Annotated in this window: 15 protein-coding genes and 1 tRNA gene; 11 read left to right on the top strand and 5 right to left on the bottom strand. The window is 72.4% G+C overall.

Annotated elements, in window-relative coordinates:
- The first annotated feature begins 148 nt into the window (after positions 1 to 148).
- The 4 genes from IH80_RS0123390 to IH80_RS0123375 all read left to right on the top strand — a co-directional run bounded on the left by IH80_RS0123390 (position 149) and on the right by IH80_RS0123375 (position 5,943).
- On the top strand, positions 149 to 1,915 hold the full coding sequence (locus tag IH80_RS0123390) for a D-alanyl-D-alanine carboxypeptidase family protein (RefSeq protein ID WP_234432356.1): 1,767 nt from the start codon (positions 149 to 151) through the stop codon (positions 1,913 to 1,915).
- Positions 1,916 to 2,189: 274 nt separating this feature from the next.
- On the top strand, positions 2,190 to 4,079 hold the full coding sequence (locus IH80_RS0123385) for an MFS transporter (RefSeq protein ID WP_420708838.1): 1,890 nt from the start codon (positions 2,190 to 2,192) through the stop codon (positions 4,077 to 4,079).
- Positions 4,080 to 4,173: 94 nt separating this feature from the next.
- Entirely contained in the window at positions 4,174 to 4,377 is a 204-nt protein-coding gene (locus tag IH80_RS0123380; protein ID WP_234432355.1) for a hypothetical protein, read from the top strand.
- A 228-nt stretch (positions 4,378 to 4,605) separates the two neighbouring features.
- Positions 4,606 to 5,943 (top strand): ATP-binding protein, encoded by a 1,338-nt coding sequence (locus IH80_RS0123375; protein ID WP_078906707.1) that lies wholly within the window; start codon positions 4,606 to 4,608, stop codon positions 5,941 to 5,943.
- Here the strand turns inward: IH80_RS0123375 and IH80_RS0123370 are convergent.
- The gene (locus IH80_RS0123370) at positions 5,846 to 6,724 is read right to left on the bottom strand and encodes a nitroreductase/quinone reductase family protein (RefSeq protein WP_030963042.1); all 879 of its coding nucleotides are present in this window, start codon (positions 6,722 to 6,724) and stop codon (positions 5,846 to 5,848) included. The two genes, IH80_RS0123375 and IH80_RS0123370, sit on opposite strands and share 98 nt — an antisense overlap.
- A gap of 232 nt (positions 6,725 to 6,956) precedes the next feature.
- Positions 6,957 to 7,029 (bottom strand) — tRNA-Arg (locus IH80_RS0123365).
- 193 nt (positions 7,030 to 7,222) lie between these two features.
- Here IH80_RS0123365 and IH80_RS0123360 point away from each other — a divergent pair.
- Positions 7,223 to 8,584 (top strand): acyltransferase family protein, encoded by a 1,362-nt coding sequence (locus IH80_RS0123360; protein ID WP_158943589.1) that lies wholly within the window; start codon positions 7,223 to 7,225, stop codon positions 8,582 to 8,584.
- A gap of 91 nt (positions 8,585 to 8,675) precedes the next feature.
- Here the strand turns inward: IH80_RS0123360 and IH80_RS39615 are convergent, their stop codons facing one another.
- Positions 8,676 to 10,337 carry a PKD domain-containing protein gene (locus tag IH80_RS39615; RefSeq protein ID WP_158943587.1) on the bottom strand — a complete coding sequence of 554 codons (1,662 nt, stop codon included), beginning with the start codon at positions 10,335 to 10,337 and terminating at the stop codon, positions 8,676 to 8,678.
- A 500-nt stretch (positions 10,338 to 10,837) separates the two neighbouring features.
- Here IH80_RS39615 and IH80_RS0123350 point away from each other — a divergent pair, with 500 nt between their 5' ends.
- The gene (locus tag IH80_RS0123350) at positions 10,838 to 11,776 is read left to right on the top strand and encodes a beta-ketoacyl-ACP synthase III (RefSeq protein ID WP_030963039.1); all 939 of its coding nucleotides are present in this window, start codon (positions 10,838 to 10,840) and stop codon (positions 11,774 to 11,776) included.
- Entirely contained in the window at positions 11,773 to 12,546 is a 774-nt protein-coding gene (locus tag IH80_RS0123345) for a thioesterase II family protein (RefSeq protein WP_030963038.1), read from the top strand. Before IH80_RS0123350 ends, IH80_RS0123345 begins: the two co-directional genes overlap by 4 nt.
- A 172-nt stretch (positions 12,547 to 12,718) precedes the next feature.
- On the opposite strand, the gene IH80_RS0123340 is transcribed toward IH80_RS0123345, so the two are convergent.
- Positions 12,719 to 13,996, bottom strand: a complete 1,278-nt coding sequence (locus IH80_RS0123340) for a M6 family metalloprotease domain-containing protein (RefSeq protein ID WP_030963036.1) — start codon at positions 13,994 to 13,996, stop codon at positions 12,719 to 12,721.
- 273 nt (positions 13,997 to 14,269) lie between these two features.
- On the opposite strand from IH80_RS0123340, the gene IH80_RS0123335 reads away from it, so the two are divergent.
- From IH80_RS0123335 to IH80_RS0123320, 4 genes are all read left to right on the top strand, one after another.
- On the top strand, positions 14,270 to 15,007 hold the full coding sequence (locus tag IH80_RS0123335; protein WP_078906705.1) for a TetR/AcrR family transcriptional regulator: 738 nt from the start codon (positions 14,270 to 14,272) through the stop codon (positions 15,005 to 15,007).
- A gap of 62 nt (positions 15,008 to 15,069) precedes the next feature.
- Positions 15,070 to 16,608: an MFS transporter gene (locus IH80_RS0123330; protein ID WP_030963034.1), complete on the top strand. Its 1,539-nt coding sequence runs from the start codon at positions 15,070 to 15,072 to the stop codon at positions 16,606 to 16,608.
- Positions 16,609 to 16,718: 110 nt separating this feature from the next.
- Entirely contained in the window at positions 16,719 to 17,543 is an 825-nt protein-coding gene (locus IH80_RS0123325; RefSeq protein ID WP_051809809.1) for a dioxygenase, read from the top strand.
- Between the two features lie 454 nt (positions 17,544 to 17,997).
- Positions 17,998 to 18,975, top strand: a complete 978-nt coding sequence (locus tag IH80_RS0123320) for a sigma-70 family RNA polymerase sigma factor (RefSeq protein ID WP_030963030.1) — start codon at positions 17,998 to 18,000, stop codon at positions 18,973 to 18,975.
- A 167-nt stretch (positions 18,976 to 19,142) separates the two neighbouring features.
- Here the strand turns inward: IH80_RS0123320 and IH80_RS0123315 are convergent, their stop codons facing one another.
- A complete protein-coding gene (locus IH80_RS0123315; protein WP_037880851.1) occupies positions 19,143 to 20,114 on the bottom strand; it encodes a helix-turn-helix transcriptional regulator in 972 nt (323 codons plus the stop codon).
- Positions 20,115 to 20,138: the final 24 nt, after the last annotated feature.

Here is a 20,138-nt window from a genome sequence, read left to right as displayed (position 1 = left end):
GGCGGCTGAGGCCGACGGGGCTGCGTCCCCCGCAGCTGCTTCCGCTTCCGCGGATGCGGCCGAGCCGTCGGCCGAAGCGGAGGGGACTGCGTCCCGTGCCGCGGAGTCGAAGGCTGCGGCTCCGGCTGCGGACAGTGAGCGTACGGCCGTGTTCCGTGCGGTGAAGCCGGGCTCCGGCGCTGCGGCCGAGCCGTCGGCGGAGCCCAAGGCTGCGGCTCCGTCGGCGGACAGTGAGCGCACCGCGGTGTTCCGGGTGCCGAAGGTGGACACGGTGAAGCCCGAGGGCGGGCAGAAGGCGAAGCCCACCCTCGCGAAGCCGGGATCCGCTTCCGCTTCCGCTTCCGCTTCCGCTTCCGCTTCCGCTTCCGCTCCGGCGTCGGCACCGGCTCCGGCGCCCGCCGACGAGGACGCGGACAGCGAGCGCACCGCCGTCTTCCGCGCCCCGAAGCCCAGCACCTTCGTGCCGCTGCGCACCGACGGAGACGGCACGGCGGAGGCGAAGCCGAAGCCGAAGACCCCGGTTCCGCCGCCCCTGCCGACCCCGTCGGCCCCGGCCGCCGCGTCGACCGCCACCGAGCGGCTCGACCGGAGCGACCGCAGCGAGCGGACCACGCAGCAGCCGCTGCCGCCCAAGCCGCCGCTCGACATGCTGGCGGACCTCACGAACAACCCGCCCCCGCCGCCGAGCCCGCTGCGCACCGCCGTCCGCCGGTTCAAGATCTACGCGCCGCTCGTCGTGCTCCTGGCGGTCATCCTGGCCGTCGTGCAGCTCGTACGCCCGCTGCCCGAGCCGAAGCTCGTGATGACCGCGAAGTCCTCGTACACCTTCGAGGGCGCCGCGCCGCAGCTGCCCTGGCCCACCGAGGGACAGGCGTACATGGCGGCCGCCGGCCTCGGCACGCTCGGCCAGTCCGGCGAGCAGAAGCCGGTGCCGATCGCGAGCGTCACCAAGTCGATGACGGCCTACATCATCCTGCGCGACCACCCCATAAAGAAGGGTGAGCAGGGCGCGATGATCGACGTCGACAAGACGGCCGAGACCGAGGGCAAGAAGAACGACTCCGTCAACAACGAGTCCACCCTCGACACGGTCAAGGAGGGCGACAAGATCTCGGAGTACGACGCGATCGCCGCCCTCATGATCCCGTCGGCCAACAACATCGCGCGGCTGCTCGCGCGCTGGGACTCCGGTTCCCAGGAGGCGTTCGTCAAGAAGATGAACGACACCGCCAAGGAACTCGGCATGACCAACACCACGTACACGGACCCCTCGGGTCTGGACGCGACCACGGTCAGCACCGCCGAGGACCAGGTGAAGCTGGGCCTGAAGCTGGTCGAGATCGAGACGCTGCTCGACATCACCAAGAAGCCGAACTGGGTCGACCCGTCCGGCAAGAGCTGGCGCAACTGGAACGGTCTGACCGGACCCAGCGGTGCGCTCGGCATCAAGACCGGTACGACGACGAAGGCGGGCGGAAACCTGCTCTTCGCCGCGCAGAAGAAGATCGGCAACACCAACCAGCTGATCGTCGGAGCGGTCCTCGGCCAGCACAAGCCGTCGATCATCGACACCGTGCTCGCCGCGAGCAAGCAGCTGATGACCGGTACGCAGAAGGCCCTCGAAGGTGCGACCGTGGTCAAGAAGGGCGACGTCGTCGGCTACGTCGACGACGGACTCGGCGGCCGGACGCCGGTCGTCGCCACCGCCGACGTGCAGGCGATCGGATGGGCGTCGCTGACCGTGACCGTCAAGCTGGCGGACGGCGGTGCCAAGATGCCGCAGACGGCGAAGGCCGGCACCGAGGTCGGCTTGCTGACCGTCGGCGAGGGCGCCAGCCAGGTCAAGGTGCCGGTGGCGCTCAAGAGCGACCTGGCCTCGCCGGGCATCGGCAGCAAGCTGACGCGCATCGGCTGATCGGCCGGTCGGCCGGTCGGCCGGTCGGCCGGTCGGCCGATCGCCGTGCGCGGCCGTCCGTGGCGGTGCGCGGCCGTGCGTGGCGGTGCGCGGGCGTCCGCGGGCGGCCACGACCGCCGCAGGTGAGAGCGCGGATTCCGGCGCCCCGGGCAACCCCGGGGCGCCGGTGCGCGTCTAGCGAGTGTCCGCCCGGTCCCGCCGGCCGGACACCGCCTAGGGACCCGGGACGCGTGGACGCGTGCCGGTGGGGATCCATGTGTTGGGGAGTGCGGCAGTGACCACCGCTGAGCAGCAGGGCCGGCGCCGGGCAGCCATCGCGTCGGCAGACGGTGGCGGCTCGGGCCGTGGCGCCCTGCCGCCGCAGCAGGGGCCGCACGACGGGCCCCCGCGGCGCACCAGTGGCCGCCTCCTCGATCCGCTCCGCCGCCACCCGGTGGCCGTCGCCACCGTGCTCGCGGCCGTGCTGCACGTCGTCTGGTTCTTCGCCTTCGCCAACAGCGGCGGTGATCTCGCCGCGCAGGACGCCTGGGCGGAATTCGTGGGCCGGCATCCCGACTCGGCCTACAACCTCGCCTGGTACGGCGGCATGCACCCCGTCTCGTACAGCGTGGTCTCGCCGTACCTCATGCACATGCTCGGCGTGCGGACCACGATGATGGTCGCGGGCACCGTCTCGGCCGGGCTCCTGGCGCTGATCCTGACCCGCTGCCGCGGGGCCGTGCGGGAGCCGCTGTGGCCCGCCCTGGCGGGGGCGTACGGGCTGTTCTGCAACGCCCTCTCGGGCCGGGTCACCTTCGGGCTCGGTGCGATGTTCGCCCTCGGTGCGGTCGCGGCGGTCTTCTGCTGGCCCCGCAAGTGGGCGCGGCGGCGCTGGGCGAAGGCCGCGGTCGCGGCCCCGCTGGCCGGGATCGCGACCGCCGCCAGTCCCGTCGCGGGCCTTTTCCTCGGGGTGGTGGCGGCCGCGCTGTTCCTGAGCCGGCGGCGCCCCGGTGCGTACGCGCTCGGGCTGGCGCCGGTGGCCGTGGTCGGGCTGTCGGCCTGGCTCTTCCCGTTCTCCGGGACCCAGCCGATGAAGATCGGTTCCGCCGGGCTGCCGTTCCTGTTCGGGCTGCTGATCTTCTTCCTCGTGCCGCGGCGCTGGCGGACGGTCCGGATCGCCGCCGCGGTCTACGCCCTCGGGGTCTTCCTGACCTGGGCGATCGACTCCCAGGTCGGTTCGAACGTCACCAGGATGGTGATGCTGTTCGGCGGTGCCGTGCTGCTCGCGGCCCTCCCGTACGAGGTCCCGCGCTCGCGGCGCTGGTACGGGGTGCTGCTCGCGTTCGCCGGGCTGAACGCATGGATCACCACCAACAGCATCACGGACATCGTCCGCACGACCCCGGTGGCCGCCTGGAACCGGGAGCTGGCCCCGCTCGTGGACCAGCTCCAGAAGGCGGGCGCGGACCGCGGCCGGGTCGAGGTGGTGCCCGTCAGCAGCCACCGCGAGTCCTCCGCCTTCCCCTCGTACGTGAACCTTGCGCGCGGCTGGAACCGGCAGGCCGACCTGGAGCGCAACCCGCTCTTCTACGACGACACCCTCACCGCCGACAGCTACCGGGCCTGGCTGGAGCGCTGGGCCGTGCACTACGTGGTGCTGCCGGCCGACAAACCCGATTCGGGCGGCGAGGACGAGGCGAAGCTGGTGCGCGCCGGGCTCCCGTACCTCCAGCAGGTGTGGGGCGACGCGAACTGGCAGCTCTTCAAGGTCGACGCGCCGACGAACCTGGTGACGGGGCCGGCGAGCGTGGTGCGGGCGGGCGCCGACCAGCTGGTCATCGACGCGAGGCAGGCCGGACGGGTGCTGGTGCGGATCCCGCACTCGCCGTGGCTGGGGCTGGTGGACGGGGCCGGGAAACCGGTGCCGCCGCCGCAGGAGACCGCGGACTCCAAGGCGCGCGGTGCCGTGCCGAAGGAGTTCGCGAACACGGCCGGCTGCCTGTTCAAGGCGCTCCCGGACGGCGAGGGCGACGTGTGGACCGAGCTGCTGGTCCCGGCGCCGGGGGAGTACCGGGTGGCGGCGAAGTACCAGCTGCCGCGGGGCACGCCCTGCCCGGAGGAGGTCGTCCGGGCGACGTCGGGAACGCCGGAGCGTCCGGCTCCGGCGACCGGCTCGACTCCTTGATTTCTTTACGTTCCGGTCCGGGTGCGTTGCTCCGTATATATGCATACGATCCCAGTAGTCCGATTGGGTGCTTCCTGAGGGAGTTGACGACGGGATGAACAAAGAGCAGAAGCGGGACGTCCGGGCGGCCATCGCGAAGGCGCAGGAGACTTCCTCCCCGCCGCGCCCCCCGGGCCACGGCTTCGACGGTCCTGTACGGAGCAAGGTCAAGGGCGGACTGCACACGAAGGCCGCGCTCAAGCGGGCCGGCACTCCGCAGGGTGACCGCATCGGCGAACGCACCAGCGGCCTGAGCTGACCCCGGGGCCCACAATCCCAGGACCCCGGAGCCCCAGGGGGTCGCATCCGCGATGGCGCAGCCCTTCCGGCCCCGGCCGGGAGGGCTTCGAGCGTCTGGGGCGCGGGTCACGGCGGTCGGGGGCGGGCTCGATCCGACCGGTACGGCTCGATTACGGCCGGATCTCGCGGGATGAGGCCGGATCCCGCCGCTCGCCCGCCGGGGCGGGCGCATTACCGTGACCTGACCATGAACGAGATGCAGCGCGGAGCGCGGCTGCGGCCCCGCCTGCGGCTGCCGGCCTGGACCTCGACCCTGACCTGGAAGGCCGCGGTCTTCATCACCCTGATGTGCTGCGGGCTCGCCGCGCTGCTCGGGTGCCTCGTGCACGGTGCCATGACCCGCCAGACCGTCGGCACGGCGCGCGAGAAGGCGCTCACCAAGCTGGAGCGGAGCATCCAGGGGTACGAGACCGGCGCGCGCCTGCCCCGGGGCGAGGGCATCGACCCCGCGGGCCTGCCCCCGGGGCTGCGCGCCCTGGCACGCGGCGGGAAGCGCGGCACGGAGGTCGGCACGCACCGCGGGCGCCCCGTGATGTGGGCGGCCGCGCCCGCCCAGGACGGCACCGCGATCGCGGTGTTCGTGGACTTCCGCGGAGCCGAGCGGACCATCCTCAATCTCGACCGGGCCATCCTCGGCTCCTCGGGCCTCGCCATCGGCGTCACCCTCCTCATCGGCGCGGTCGGCGTCACCCGGATCACCCGGCGGCTGCACGTGACCGCGCAGGTGGCCCGCCGGATCAGCGCCGGCGACCTGGACGCCCGGGTCGGCGACGCGCCCCGCAAGAAGGACGAGGTGGCTGCGGTCTCCCGGGCCCTGGACACCATGGCCTCCTCGCTCCAGCGCAAGCTGGAGGCGGAGCAGCGGTTCACGGCGGACGTCGCCCACGAGCTCCGCACCCCGCTGACCGGCCTGAACGCGGCCGCCGAGCTCCTGCCGCCGGGGCGCCCGGCCGAGCTCGTACGGGACCGGGTGCGGGCGATGCGCTCGCTGACGGAGGACCTGCTGGAGATCTCCCGCCTGGACACCCGCAGCGAACGCGTGGAGCTGGACTCGCACGACCTGGCCGACCTGGCGGCCCGCACGATCCGCGCGTCCGGGACGGACACGGCCCTGACGGTGCTGGCCTCCCCGCGGGTGGAGACGGACCGGCGCCGCCTGGAGCGGATCCTGGGCAACCTCGTGGCCAACGCGCACCGCCACGGCGCCGCCCCGGTCACGGTCACGGTGGACGGCCCGACCCTGACGGTGACCGACGCGGGGCCGGGCTATCCGGAGTACCTGATCGCGACCGGCCCGCAGCGGTTCCGTACCGAGGGCACGAACAAGGGCCACGGGCTGGGCCTGACCATCGCCGTCGGCCAGGCACGCGTCCTCGGCGCCACCCTCGCCTTCCGCAACCGGGCGGAGGGCGGCGCCGAGGCCCGCGTCACGCTCCCAGGGCCCGCAGCACCGGCAGCAACTGAGCCTCCTCCCGGTCGAGATGGCCTTCCAGCTCCCGGCTCATGCGCTCGACGCGCTCGCTGAACCCCTCGCCGACGACCCCGCCCGCGCCGGGCGCGTCCAGGGCCCGCACGAGCTCCTCCTGAAGCCGTGCGATGACGCGGTGCTCGGCGTCGACGCGGCGGAAGAACTCCCGCATGTGCGGGTGCTGTTGCTCCAGATACGGGAAGAGCCCCGCGTCCTCGCTGCGGTGGTGGAACTCCAGGGTGTGGCAGAACGCCAGGCAGTGCTGGCGCAGTTGGAGCCCGAGCGAGGCCACCCCGTCCCCCCGTGCGCCCGCCTCCCGTGCGCCGTCCGCCGCGAGCTCCCGTACGTGGGCCAGCTGCACGCGCAGCCAGCCGTGCACGCTCAGCAGCTTCCCGGCGACCCCGCCCTCCTCCTCGGGGGCCTCGTGCGTGCGCTGCAGCGCCACGACCGGGATCACCCGCGCGGTACGCCCCTGGTACTCCCCGTACCCGGGCTCGGCGCGGACGACCTGCGCGAACAGCTCGTCGCGCCGCGCCCCGGCGGCGGGCACGGCGACGGCCTCGTACTCCTCGGTCCCGGTCTCGACCTGGACGAGGGGGCGGGCGAGGAGGTTGTGGTACCAGGCGGGGTGCCGGTCGGCCCCGGCGGCGGACGCGACGACGAGCGGCGTGCTGCCGTCGCGCAGGAACCCGAGGGGGACGGTGTGCGGCCTGCCGGACCTGGCTCCGGTGGTGGTGAGAAGGAGCAGCTCGGCCCCTTCGAAGGGCCCGCCGACCTTACCGGCGTTGGCCCTGAACTCTGCGATGACGTTCTCGTTGAACTCGTTGAAAGATGACACGGAGTGTGGATTTCCTCACGGTGTGTGTGCGTGCGACGGCAGCGTTACAACCGAGGGAGATCACCCGTAGCCGGTGGCGTATGTGCCCATGGGCCCGGTCCTTCACAAGCGGGTGCCTGCCCAACCACCGCCCGGCCCACATCTCAGTAGGCGGCGTCACGCGACACGTGCGCCATCCAACCACAACGCGAAGAGGACCCCCAGCCGTTTTCCGGCGGGGGGTCCTCGACTGTGCCCTCGGCAGGATTCGAACCTGCGACACCGGCTTTAGGAGAGCCGTGCTCTATCCCCTGAGCTACGAAGGCGGGCGTGGCCTCGGCGGAGACCGCCGCGTGACCGCTGACAGCCTAGCGGATCACCCTGCCCGTGGTCGCCCCGATTGCGGCGCGGTTCGGCTTCGCCCCGACGTCCCGTCGGCGGGGCGTCGCGCTGTGTGGCCGACCTCACCTCTCCGCGGACGATGCTGCCGGGCTTCGGACATCGGCTATCGTCCCTGCGGTGAAGCTCATACGCCTACTCACCCGGCGGACGTCCGCCGCGCCGGCTGCGGTGCCGGCCGTCACGCCGGGTGCCCGGCTCGGCTGGCTGGACGCGCTGCGCGGCGTCGCCGCGCTGGTCGTGGCACTTCACCACTTCGACGTGCTGCGGATGCTGCCCTTCGGGGGCGCCGTCTGGTGGAACTTCGACATGGGCCTGTTCGGCGTCATGCTCTTCTTCATCGTCAGCGGCTACATCATCCCCGCCTCCCTGGAGCGGCGGGGAGACGTCCGCGCCTTCTGGATCGGGCGGATCTTCCGGATCTACCCGGCCCTGATCGCCGCCTTCGTCCTGTCGATGATCCTGCCGGCCGGGGACGGGTCGGTCGCGCTGCTGCGCACCGGCGACAACCTGGCCTCGCTGGTGGCGAACGGCCTGATGCTCCAGGACCTGCTTGGCGTGACCAACGGCATGAACGTCACCTGGACGCTCTGCTACGAGATGGTCTTCTACTTCCTCGTCACCGCCCTGTTCACCCGTGGCCTGCACCGGCACAGCGCACCGATCGCGGTCGGTCTGGCCGGCGTGGCACTGGTGACCGGTACGGCCGTCGGCACCCAGCTGCTGAACGCGGAGCTCGGTTCGACCCGCACGCTCCTGCTGATCGTGACGCCGATCGTGCTCATGGGCCTCGCCGGTGTGCTCAGCGGCAACCGCACGCTGACCGGGGTGGGCGCGCTGCTGCTCGGCGGCATCGGCCTGGTCCTGCTCGCGCTGAACGGCCGGGCGCCCGCCTTCGAGACCTGGATGATCTTCGCGACGATGTTCGCCGGTACGGTCGTCTACCGGGCGCAGCACGGGCAGCTCGCCCGTGTCCCGGCCCTGCTCGCCTGCGGGTTCGTCATCGTCGCGGGCGTGCTGGTCGGCCGGTTCTACAACCACGGCAAGGTCCTCGACCTGACCTGGTCCTCCGGCTGGAAGGCCTGGTCGGTCGCCTACCTCGCGGCATGGGTGCTCTTCGGCGTCGGCTTCCTCCTGCGGGCGCGCCGCTTCCCGAAGGTGCTGACCTGGCTCGGTGCGATCAGCTTCTCCGTGTACCTGCTGCACATCCCGCTGCTGCGCACCATCGAGCCGCTGCTGGGCGTTCCGCCGCAGCCGTCCTCGACGCTCGGCAGGATCGCCTGGACGGCGGTCTTCCTCGGTGTCGTGGTGGCCGTCAGCCACCTGATGTACCACGTGGTCGAGATGCCGATGCAGCGCCTGGGCCGGCGCGTGCAGAAGGACGTGGAGCGCCGCCGTCCGGCGGACCGGCCCGCGGCCCCGGCCGCGCCCGCGACGCCCGCCGAGCCCGAGCCCGCCCTGGCGGGACCCCGGACCGACTGAGCCGGGCTCCCCGAAAGGGCCGTGCCCCGGAGCAGCCTGTGCGGCTGGTTCCGGGGCACGGTCGTCCGGGCGGCCGGGGCCGCCCGGCGGGTCAGTCCTTCTCGTAGAAGCCGAACATGTCGACGATGAGGTGCGTGCGGTCCCAGCCGCGGTTCCAGAAGTCGATGACGCCGGTCGTTCCGGTGCTCGCCTGGACCAGGTTCGGGACGGTCTCGCCCCTCGTCCAGTTCAGGTTGGAGGAGTTCGGCGGGGTCGGCTTGGGCGCCCCGCTCTCGCGCTGGGCCCAGGTGTACGGGTCCGGGGAGACCGTGAGGTGCCCGCTGCCCTGGGTGTCGGTGACCGTGGTGTTCAGGACGAACGCCGTGACCGTGGGGTCGCCGTCCGACAGCGGCAGCCAGCGGAAGTCCTGCCCTTCGACGGGGAACTCCCACTCGCGCGAGTCGTGCAGACGCGTCGGCGGCGTCGGGATGTAGGAGGCCTTGCTGCCGGGGCTGTAGTAGCCGACGACGTCGACGATGACGTCGGCCGGGTCCCAGGCGCCGTTGCGGATGTTGATCCTGCCGTCGGAGCCCACCGGGACGATCACCGAGTTCGCGATGGTCTGACCGGCCTTGAAGTTCACGTTCGACGTGCCCGGTGCCGACTGCCCGCTCGGGAACACGGTCAGGTGCCCCGCGCCGCGGGGGGCCGTGACGGTGACGTTGAGGGCCACCGCGGTGACGCCGCTCGCCGGGACCGCGCCGTTGCCGGCGACCTGGAGCCCGAAGGTGCTCTGCCCGGCGACCTGACCCCAAGTGCCCTGGCCCGTGCGGCTGTCTGCGATGCGGAAGGGGTTCAGCGAGGTGTAGCCGCCGGCGGTGGCGGAGGGGCTGAAGTAGCCGGTGACGTCCGCGAGCAGGTCGACGTCGCCGTAGCTGCGGTTGAGGAGCTCGACGTAGCCGTCCTCACCGACCGGCACGATCGTCATGTTCGGCACGGTCTGACCCGCGACGAAGTTGACGTTCGAGGTGGTCGGCTGCTCCTCGCCCGACGGGTAGGCGGTGATGTGGCCGCCGGAACGAGGGCTGACGACGGTGAGGTTGAGCGCCACGGCGGTCGCGTCGGCCGGGATGCCGCTGTTGCCGCCGACCTTCACGCGGGCCACGCCGTACGGGGTGACCGGGCGGTCGGTGCCGCCGATTCCGGACCGGGTGTCGAGCAGCCGGGTCGGGGCGTGCGGGGTGAACTTCGAGCCGAGGGACTGGACCTCGACGCTGTTGGTGGCGGTCACGTTGTTGTTCTGGTCGGTCAGGGTGACCGTGACCTTGTGCTTCCCGACCTCCGCGAAGGTGTGCTTCGAGGTCAGGAGCTTCGTGCTGGTGACGTGCTCGGTGTCGGTCTTGCCGTCGCCCCAGTCGATGTCGACCCGGACGGGGGTGCCGGCGCCGGTGGTGACCTGTGACGCGAGGCTGATGCCGCGCGCGGTGGTGGCTGTGGCGCGCAGGTCGACCGCGAGGCCGGCGTTGTCCTTCGCGGCTCCTGCGGCTCCCGCGGCCTGCGGTGCGGCCGCCGCCTTGCCGGTCGTGCGGACCGTGCGCTCGGCGGGGCTGTGGAAGACGGCGGACTTCGCCGCAGCCGCCTTCGCGGATTCCACCTGCGCGGAGACGCTCCCCTTGCGTTCCGCGGGCTGGTCGGCGGCCTGGGCCGCCGTCGGTACGAAGCCGATGGCTGCCGCTACGACGGCAGCCGAGATCATGACGCGGTGTCGGTGCACCGGTCCCCCCTTGTTATTGAACTGGTTCAGAAAGTAACGCGCGTTCAGAGTACACATACCGCCGACTGATGCGAACATGTTTTCGACTCGCGTGAACGCCCTGCCGTGGGGGACGACGGGGCGTGCGTGCCGGTTGCACCGAAAGTGATCGAGTTTGATCTCGGGGTCCCCGCGGGCGAGTGGTCCGTCAGGGGCGCCCGGTGTCCGGTTCGGGGTGGTTCCGCCTGCCGCCGAGGGTCGGTTTCGCGCCGTTTGCGTGTGGCTTGAAGAGAGCGGGCGGAAACGGCCTCCGCGGCATTCGAGGGGGCCGGGGAGCGAACCCGCCCCGCTCTCAGGCGACTTCGGCGCGCGATCTTGACCCACGCCCCCTCCCTGGAGGACTGTGGCGCGGATCAGCTGGTGGGCGTGAACGCCGTACGAGGGCGGCCGGCCCCCTGCATAGGCTGACCATGGGTCAATCCGGATCCGGCTCAGGGTCCATGGAATGAGGAGAAGCACTGATGGTCGGGTCCCGCGTCCTTTCCTTCGGCCACTACCAGCCGTCAAAAGTTCTGACCAACGCCGATCTGGAGCTCATGGTCGACACCAGTGACGAGTGGATCCAGAGCCGGGTCGGGATCAAGACCCGCCGGGTGGCCGCCGCTGACGAGTCGGTCTCGGACATGGCGGCAAAGGCCGCAGCGAACGCTCTGGCCCGTGCGGGGCTGACCGGAGCGGACATAGATTTCGTCATCGTGGCCACCTGCACGGCGCAGGACCGCTCGCCCAACATGGCGGCACGCGTCGCAGCGGCCGTCGGCGCCAAGGCCCCGGCTGCGATCGACGTGAACACGGCGTGTTCTGGGTTTCCGCACGCAATGGCGCTCGCGGACCAGAGCATCCGGACCGGTTCCGCGACGAAGGCCCTCGTCATCGGCGTGGAGAAGCTGACGGACTTCGCCGACTGGACCGACCGGACCACCTGCGTGCTCATCGGCGACGGAGCCGGAGCGGCCGTGGTGGTGGCCTCCGAGGAGTCCCTGATCAGCCCGGTCGTGTGGGGATCCGTACCCGAAATGGGGCACGCCGTCCGCATCGAGGCGCCGTCCCATACCTTCTCCCAAGAGGGGCAGTCGGTGTACCGGTGGGCCACCACCGCCCTGCCGAAGGTCGCGCTCCAGGTGTGCGAGCGGGCGGGAGTCAAGCCCGAGGACCTGGGCGGTGTCGTCCTGCACCAGGCCAACCTGCGGATCATCGAGCCCCTGGCCCGCAAGATCGGCGCGGTCAACGCCGTCATCGCCAAGGACGTCGTCGACTCCGGCAACACCTCGGCCGCCAGCATCCCGCTCGCGCTCTCCAAGCTCGTGGAGCGCGGCGAGATCGCGAAGGGGGCACCCGTGCTGCTCTTCGCGTTCGGCGGCGGCCTGTCCTACGCCGGCCAGATCATCCACTGCCCGTGACCGGGACGGACGACATGGCCACGGTGAAGTCCTCCTCCGCCGCCCCCTGGTGGCCGCTGCTGCGGCTCCGGGAGACGGCCGCGCCCAGGCTGCGCCTGCTGGTGTTCCCGCACTCCGGCGCCGGCCCCAACACCCTCTTCCCCCTCTTCGGTCCGCTGCCCGACGACGTCGAAGTGCTCGGGCTGTCGCTGCCCGGCCGGGAACGCCGCTTCGGCGAGACCCCGGGCTGCCGTCTCGACGAGGTGCTGGACTCCGTCACCGACGAGGTGCTCGGCCGGGACCCGCTGCCCACCGTGGTCTTCGGTCACAGTCTGGGGGCGCTCCTCGCGATTCGCGCCGCGCAGCTCCTCGGCCCGCACTGCCGCGCCGCCGTCGTCAGCGGCCAGGTCCCCGGCCGGACCCGGCGCCGGGCCCACACCACCACCACCGAGGAGGACGCCGTCCGGCTGCTGCGGGACGGCGGGGGCACCCCGGACTGGGTCCTGCAGGACCCGGACATGCTCGCCCACGTCACGCGCGTCCTGCGCGCCGACATCGACCTCAGCCGGGAGGCCGCCGTGGGGTTCGAGGACGTGCGGCTCGCCGTGCCCCTGCACGTCCTCGGCGGTACGGCCGATCCGCTGGTCCCGCACGAGCCGCTCGACGGCTGGGCCGGGCACACGACCGGCCCCTGCCGGGTCCGCCGCTTCGACGGCGACCACTTCTTCCTCCTCGCCGACGCGCACCGCGGAGCCGTCGTGGACATCCTGCGCGAGGCCCTCGGGCGCTGACCGCACCGGCCACCGCCCCGCGTCCCCGGACGGTCCGCGAGGGGGACGTACGGGCGGCGGCTCGGACGCCTCCGGCGGGCCTCCGGCGTCCGAGCACCACGTCATGCGGGACACGCTGGTGTGGCTGGACGTGGACGCCTTCCTGCCGAGGGCCGAACCGCCCGGGAGGACGTCAGGGCCGGATGACCCGGACCTGGTAGCTGCCGTCGCGCAGTTCGCCCACCACCGAGATGCTGATGCCGGCCTTGTCGTCGGTGAAGGTCTCACCCGGCCGGAACGGGGCGTCCGACAGTTCGGCGTGCACGTTGGGCCGGCGGGTGCAGCCGCCGCTCGCCGTCGAGCTGTCCGACACGGTCACGGGGCCGTGCCCGGTGTCCACGTCGGAGTCCACCTTGTAGATGAGGACGCCCGGCCGGCAGACGGCCTCGTCGTTGCCGGCCCGGGTCCGCACCTCCACGGCGTACCCGACGCTCTCCGACAGCGGGATGAACGCCAGCTTCATGCCGCCCTCCACCGCCAGCGGGGTCAGGACGTGGTCGCTCGTGCCGGACTTCGACGCACAGGAGATCTGGGTGCTGTCCAGCCAGCCCAGCTTCCACTTGTGCCAGCCCATCAGGTCGTTGTTGGCGCCCCAGTCCTCGCTCATGATGTCCCAGTGCCCGACCGTGTTCCCGCCGTCGGCGGTGTAGAGGTCGGGCAGCCCGAAGACGTGGCCGTTCTCGTGCGGGAGCACCCGGTAGCCCGTCTCCCGGTAGGTCCCGGAGCCGTCGTCCTGCCGGCTGTAGACGAAGGACGTGTTGGACAGCGGCACGCCGTCGGCCATCGGCGCCTCGCCGTTGCCCGAGAAGGTCACCGAGAGCACGGTGTCCAGGGCGGACGGTCCGGCGTTCGGCGTGACCAGGATGTTGACCAGGTCGTACCGGCTGAAGTCCACCTCGGCGTCGGCGGCCTTGGCGATGTGCTCGACGAGCTGCCGGTAGCCCGGCTCGTACGAGGAACCGCGCTCGATCCCGTACGCCGCGAACGGCATCGGCATCCGCAGCCAGGTCCTCACGGGCGCCTCCGCCCGGTAGGTCAGGCGGCCGTAGGAACTGGTGCGGAACCACTCGGACGTCTGCGGGAAGAACTCCGCCAGCCGGTCCAGCGCCGTGCCCTCGCCCTTGGCGTCGGGGAAGTCGATCATCAGGTTCAGCGCCCGGACCTCCCCCGTCGAGCGCGAGTACCCGGGCGGGGTGGGTATGCCCTCGGACATCTGCACGCCCATCGTCCCGGCGATCCGGCACGGCGCGAGCGCCGATTCGACGGTCGTGGCCACCGGCCCGGCCGCGGACTGGCCGCGGCCGGATGTCCCCGTGCTCGCGGTCGCCGTGACCCCGATCGCCAGCGCGGTCAGGCCGATGTACGCGCCGGTGAGGCGTGGTCTGCGTATCCGGCGGCGGGTCTGCGTCATGGAGCTCGCCCTCGGGTCCGCGGCAGCCGGCCGTGTCCGGTCTGCGCCCTGTGCGATTCACCCTCCGCCGGGCGCGCCGCGCCCGCGCGTCGGGAGAGGCCAAACGGTGACGGGCGACCCTCGGCGGCGTGACCCGGCTCACACGAGGGAGTGAAATAACCGGGGAGCAGTTCCCCGTTTGTACGTGAGTCCCCGGAAGCGGGGAACGGCTCCCCGTTTGGGAGTCCGACCCGTACCGCCCGATCCGACCACCGCCCCAGGGAGGCCCCGGAAATGAAGCGCCCCAGCCCGCCCGCCACGGCGGCCCCGACCGCCCCGCGGGCGGCCGTGGACCCGGCGCCCCCGGAGTCCGGCCGGGGCTGCGGGACCCGCGCCTCCCGCGCGGGCGCCGTACCGCGCCCGCGCGCCGACGCGGTCCGCAACCGCGAGCGGATCCTGGCGGCGGCCCGCGAAGCGTTCGTCGAGTTCGGCTCGGCGGCCCCCCTCGACGAGGTGGCCCGGCGGGCGGGCATCGGGAACGCCACCCTCTACCGGCACTTCCCCGACCGCGACACCCTCGTCCACCACGTCGTGCTCTTCACGACCGAGCGGGTCACGGCCTCGGCCGAGGCCTCACTCGCCGAGGAGCCCGACGCCTTCGCCGCGCTGTGCCGGTTCACGCACGCCGCCGCCGACGAGCGGATCGGCGCCCTGTGCCCGATGCTCGCCGACGGCTTCGACCGGGACCACCCCGAACTCCTCGCGGCGCGCACCGCCTTGTCGGAGGCCGTCGAGACCCTGCTGGCCGCGGGGCAGGAGTCCGGACTGGTCCGCGCGGACATCGGTGTCGGCGACCTGATGGTCGCCCTCTCCCAGCTCAGCCGCCCCCTCCCGGGCACCGCCTGCTTCGACACCGACCGCTTCGCCCACCGTCATCTCCAGCTCTTCCTCGACGGGCTGCGGGCCCCGGCCCGCTCCGAACTCCCCGGTTCCGCAGCCACGTTGGGCGACCTGACGCTGAAAACCGTGTGACACCTTCAAAGCTTACGAACTAGCATTTTTCAGTCATTCCGCACAGTGAAGTGGGTATTCCCATGCCGAAAACAGCCGTGACACCCGTGTCGGCTGCCGATCCCAGCCGCTGGAAGGCGCTCGTCTTCATAGCCCTGGCCCAGCTGATGGTCGTCCTCGACGCGACCATCGTGAACATCGCCCTCCCCTCGGCCCAGACCGACCTGGGCATTTCCGACGGCAACCGTCAGTGGGTCATCACCGCGTACGCGCTGGCCTTCGGCGGACTGCTCCTCTTCGGCGGCCGCATCGCCGACAAGTGGGGCCGCAAGAACGCCTTCGTCGTCGGTCTCGTCGGCTTCGCCCTGGCCTCCGCGCTCGGCGGCGCCGCGAACGGCGAGGCCATGATGCTCGGCGCCCGCGCCCTCCAGGGTGCCTTCGGCGCACTGCTCGCACCGGCGGCCCTCTCCCTGCTCGCGGTGATGTTCACCGACGCCAAGGAGCGCGCCAAGGCCTTCGGCATCTACGGCGCGATCGCGGGCGGCGGCGGCGCCGTCGGCCTGATCCTCGGCGGCTTCCTCACCGAGTACCTCAACTGGCGCTGGACCTTCTTCGTCAACATCCCCTTCGCGGTCGTCGCGGCCGTGGGCGCCTGGATGGTCATCCGCGAGCCCGCAGGCTCCCGCAACCGCGCCCCGCTGGACATCCCCGGCGTGGTCCTGTCCACCACCGGTCTCGTGGCCCTGGTGTACGGATTCACCCGCGCCGAGTCGGCCGGCTGGTCGGACGCGGTCACCGTGGCCATGTTCATCTCCTCGGCGGCCCTGCTCGCGGCGTTCGTCTTCGCCGAGTCCAAGGTGAAGTCCCCGCTGCTGCCCCTGCGCGTCCTGCTGGAGCGCAACCGCGGCGGCGTCTACCTCTCGCTCGGCCTGGCCGTCATCGCGATGTTCGGCCTGTTCCTCTTCCTCACCTACTACCTCCAGGTCGTGAAGGGCTTCTCGCCCGTCAAGACCGGCTTCGCCTTCCTGCCGATGATCGCGGGCATGATCCTGGGCTCCACCCAGATCGGCGCCCGCCTGATGACCCGCGTCGCGCCGCGCCTGCTGATGGGCCCGGGCTTCCTGGTCGCCGCGGCCGGCATGCTGCTCCTGACCCAGCTGGAGGTCGGCTCCTCCTACCCGGCGCTGATCCTGCCGGCCCAGCTGCTGCTCGGCCTCGGCATGGGCACGGCCTTCATGCCGGCCATGTCCCTGTCCACGCACGGGGTGAACCCGGCCGACGCGGGTGTCGCCTCGGCCATGGTCAACACCTCGCAGCAGGTCGGCGGCGCCATCGGTACCGCGCTGCTGAACACCATCGCCGCCTCGGCCACCACGGCGTACCTCACCGACCACGCGGCCGAGGCCGCCGCCGGCGGGGCCGCGGCCCAGCTGGTGCAGGCGCAGGCCATGGTCGAGGGCTACGCCTCCGCCATCTGGTGGGCGGTGGGCATCCTGGCCGCCAGCGCGGCCATCGCCCTGACCCTGATCAACACCGGCCGTCCGGGTGCGGGCGACCCGGTGGCCTCCGGGTCCGGCTCCGCCGAGGGCGCGGAGGTCAAGGTCCCGGTGATCGCCCACTGATCCGGGCCGCAGGCCCGCGGGAATGACTGCACACCCCGCTTGGTTCAAATTTGAACCAAGCGGGGTTAGTCTTTTCGAGGCAGCCCTGAACGACGACGGAGGAGCGCCCCATGACCCCGGCCCCCGCCCCCCAGGCCCCGACGGGCGCGACCCCCCGCGCGGCGCGCATGCCGGCCCTCTACCTCAGCCACGGGGCGCCGCCGCTCGCCGACGACCCGGTCTGGCCGGGCGAGCTGGCCGCCTGGTCGGCGGACCTGCCCCGCCCCACGGCGATACTGATGGTCTCCGCCCACTGGGAGGAGGCCCCCCTGGCCCTCGGCGCCACCGAACCGGCCCCGCTGGTCCACGACTTCTGGGGCTTCCCCGAGCACTACTACCGGGTCCGCTACGACGCCCCGGGCGCCCCGGAGCTGGCCGCCTCGGTCCGGGCGCTGCTGCAGGCCCCCGGCACCCCGGTCCAGGACATCCCGGACCGCGGCCTGGACCACGGCGCGTACGTCCCGCTGGTGGAGATGTTCCCGGAGGCCGACGTACCGGTCCTCCAGATGTCCCTGCCGACGCTGGACCCGCGCCGCCTGATGGACCTCGGCCGCAAGCTCGCGCCCCTGCGCGACGAGGGCGTCCTCATCGTCGGCAGCGGCTTCTTCACCCACAACCTGGCCGCGCTGCGCCACACGGGACCGGGCGTCCCGGCCTGGTCCGCGGAGTTCGACGCGTGGGGCCACGAGGCGCTGGCCGCCGGCGACGTCGACGCCCTGCTCGACTTCGAGGCCAAGTCCCCCTCCGGCCGCCTGGCCCATCCCCGTACGGAACACTTCGCGCCGCTCTTCGTCACCCTCGGCGCGGCCGACGCCACCGGCGACCTCGGAGCCCGCCGCGACCCGGTGGACGGCTTCTGGATGGGCCTGTCGAAGCGCAGCCTGCAGTTCGGCTAGCGGGTGTCCGTCAGGGCGCCGGTGACCGAGCCGTCGATTCCGTCGAGATGCGCCCGGGCCTCAGTCGAACGGGCGTCCAGGCAACCGCAAGCCCGCGGAGGCCGTCCTCAGGGGTGGGAGTGCAGCCGGGGCGGCACCGTTCCGAGTGAACGAGGCGGCGCCGAGCGTGACGGCCGTCTCACGGGCACGAGCCCGCGGGCCGTGTCGGACCGGCCCCCGTTCCGGGGCTGACCTGCACCTCTTCGAGGCCGCGCGATATTCGGCCCCCTCTCGTGGCGGGGCAGGATACTGCAAGATCTCGGAAAAGAGGGACCAGCGTGGGAATTCTGTCCCGTTTCCAGTCGTTGTTTCCTTCGGAAGCGGGCACTCGGGAGAGTGTCCGAGGGCGCACCACCGCACCACGGTGGCCGTCCGGCAGCCGCACCGCGACCGAACTCATCGCAAGGGAGCACGCATGGCAACCCGCGCCGTCGCCCGCCGTCAGTCCACGAGCAGCGCACGCGCTGTGGGCGGGGAGATCGCAGACCGCGACCTGGTCGGGATGTACCTGGACGAGATCGCGCGCACCCCGCTCCTCGACGCCGCCAGGGAAGTGGAGCTCTCCCAGATCATCGAGGCCGGTGTCTACGCCCAGCAGATCCTCGAAGGCGCGACGGAGCGCGAGGGGGACGCGCCCACCCGCGAGGAACTGGAGGCGCTGGCCGCCGAGGGGGAGCGGGCCAAGGAAGTGTTCATCCGCTCCAACCTCCGCCTCGTCGTCGCCGTCGCCCGGCGCTACCCGCGCAGCGGCCTGCCCCTCCTCGACCTGATCCAGGAGGGCAACGCCGGCCTGGTCCGCGCCGTGGAGAAGTTCGACTACACCAAGGGCTTCAAGTTCTCCACGTACGCCACGTGGTGGATCCGCCAGGCGATCACCCGCTCCATCGCCGACCAGTCCCGCACCATCCGCCTCCCCGTCCACCTGGTCGAGGAGCTCGGCCGGATCCGCCGGGTCCAGCGCGAGTTCAACCGGGAGAACGGCCGCGAGCCGGAGCACGCCGAGATCGCCGCCGAGCTGGACTCGACGGAGAAGCGCGTCGGTGACGTACTGGACTGGGCGCGTGACCCGGTCAGCCTGAACATGTCGGTGGACGACGAGGGCGACACCCAGTTCGGTGACCTCCTGGAGGACACCTCGGCGATCTCCCCCGAGCAGTCCGTGCTCTCGCTGCTGCGCAGCGAGGAGCTGGAGGACCTGCTCGGCAAGCTCGACCAGCGCACCGCGTCGATCATCAAGATGCGGTACGGGATCGACGACGGCCGCGAGCGGACCCTGACGGAGGTCGGCAAGCAGCACGGCCTGACCCGCGAGCGGATCCGCCAGATCGAGAAGCACGCCCTGCTGGAGCTGAAGCGGATGGCGCGCGACACCGGCTTCGACGCCGTGGCCTAGCCGCCCGCGTCGAGCCCCCGAACGAGCCCCGGTGCCTATCCCCCCCAGGCGCCGGGGCTCCCCCCTGCCCGGGCAGAAGGCGGGGAGGACACCCCCGGGGCACCCCCAGCCGTCCGCCGCCTCCCGCGGGGCACGCCCAGCCGTCCGCCGCCTCCCGCGGGGCACCCCTAACCGTCCGCCGCCTCCCGCGGGGCACCGGCTCCGCTCAGGCGTGCGCCCAGCATGCGGGCCGCCTCGGCCAGGGAATCCGGTGCGCGGACCGTGAAGGCCAGGCCGGTCAGGGCCAGCCGGGCCGCCAGCCACTCCGGCGCGTCCCGGCTCTCGAAGCGGACCACGGCCGGCGTGCTCCCTCCCGGCACCGCGGCCGCCCGCAGCCACTCCGGCAGATCCGCCACGCCCGCCTCGAAGGAGACCTCCACCGCGTACGTCCGCGAGCCGTGCGCGCCGAGCCCCCGCCGTACGAACTCCTCCGGGTCCATCGGCAGCTCCCGCGGCGCGAACCGGGCCCCCGTCGCGAAGGGCTCGGCCACCCGGTCCACCCGGAAGGTCCGCCAGTCCTCCCGCTCCATGTCGTAGGCGACGAGATACCAGCGGCTGCCCGTGCTGACCAGCCGGTACGGCTCCACCAGCCGTCGCGACTCGGCCCCGTCCCGCGCCCGGTAGGCGAACCGCAGCCGCTCCGGCCCCGCCACCGCCGACGCCATCGTCGTCAGCGTCCGCGGATCCACGCTGGCCCCGTCCCCCCGCGTCAGCGCGATGGTGGCCGACTGCAGCGTGCCCACCCGGTGTCGCAGCCGCGACGGCAGGACCTGCTCCAGTTTCGCCAGAGCGCGTACGGAGGCCTCCTCGACCCCCTCGATCGCATGCCCGGCCCCCGCCCGCAGGCCCACCGCGATCGCCACGGCCTCCTCGTCGTCGAGCAGCAGCGGCGGCATCGCGGCTCCCGCCACCAGCCGGTAGCCGCCCTCGGCCCCGAGGGTGGCCTCCACCGGGTAGCCGAGCTCCCGCAGCCGCTCGATGTCGCGCCGGATGGTCCGCGCGCTCACCCTCAGCCGCTCCGCCAGCTCGCTCCCCGGCCATTCACGCGGGGTCTGGAGGAGGGACAGCAGGGAGAGCAGCCGTGCCGGTGTGTCGGTCATGGGATCCAGGTTGCCAGCGAAATA

It is taken from the genome of Streptomyces sp. NRRL S-378 (assembly GCF_000720645.1).
GTDB lineage: Bacteria > Actinomycetota > Actinomycetes > Streptomycetales > Streptomycetaceae > Streptomyces.
This window is presented reverse-complemented; position numbering and strand designations above follow the sequence as displayed.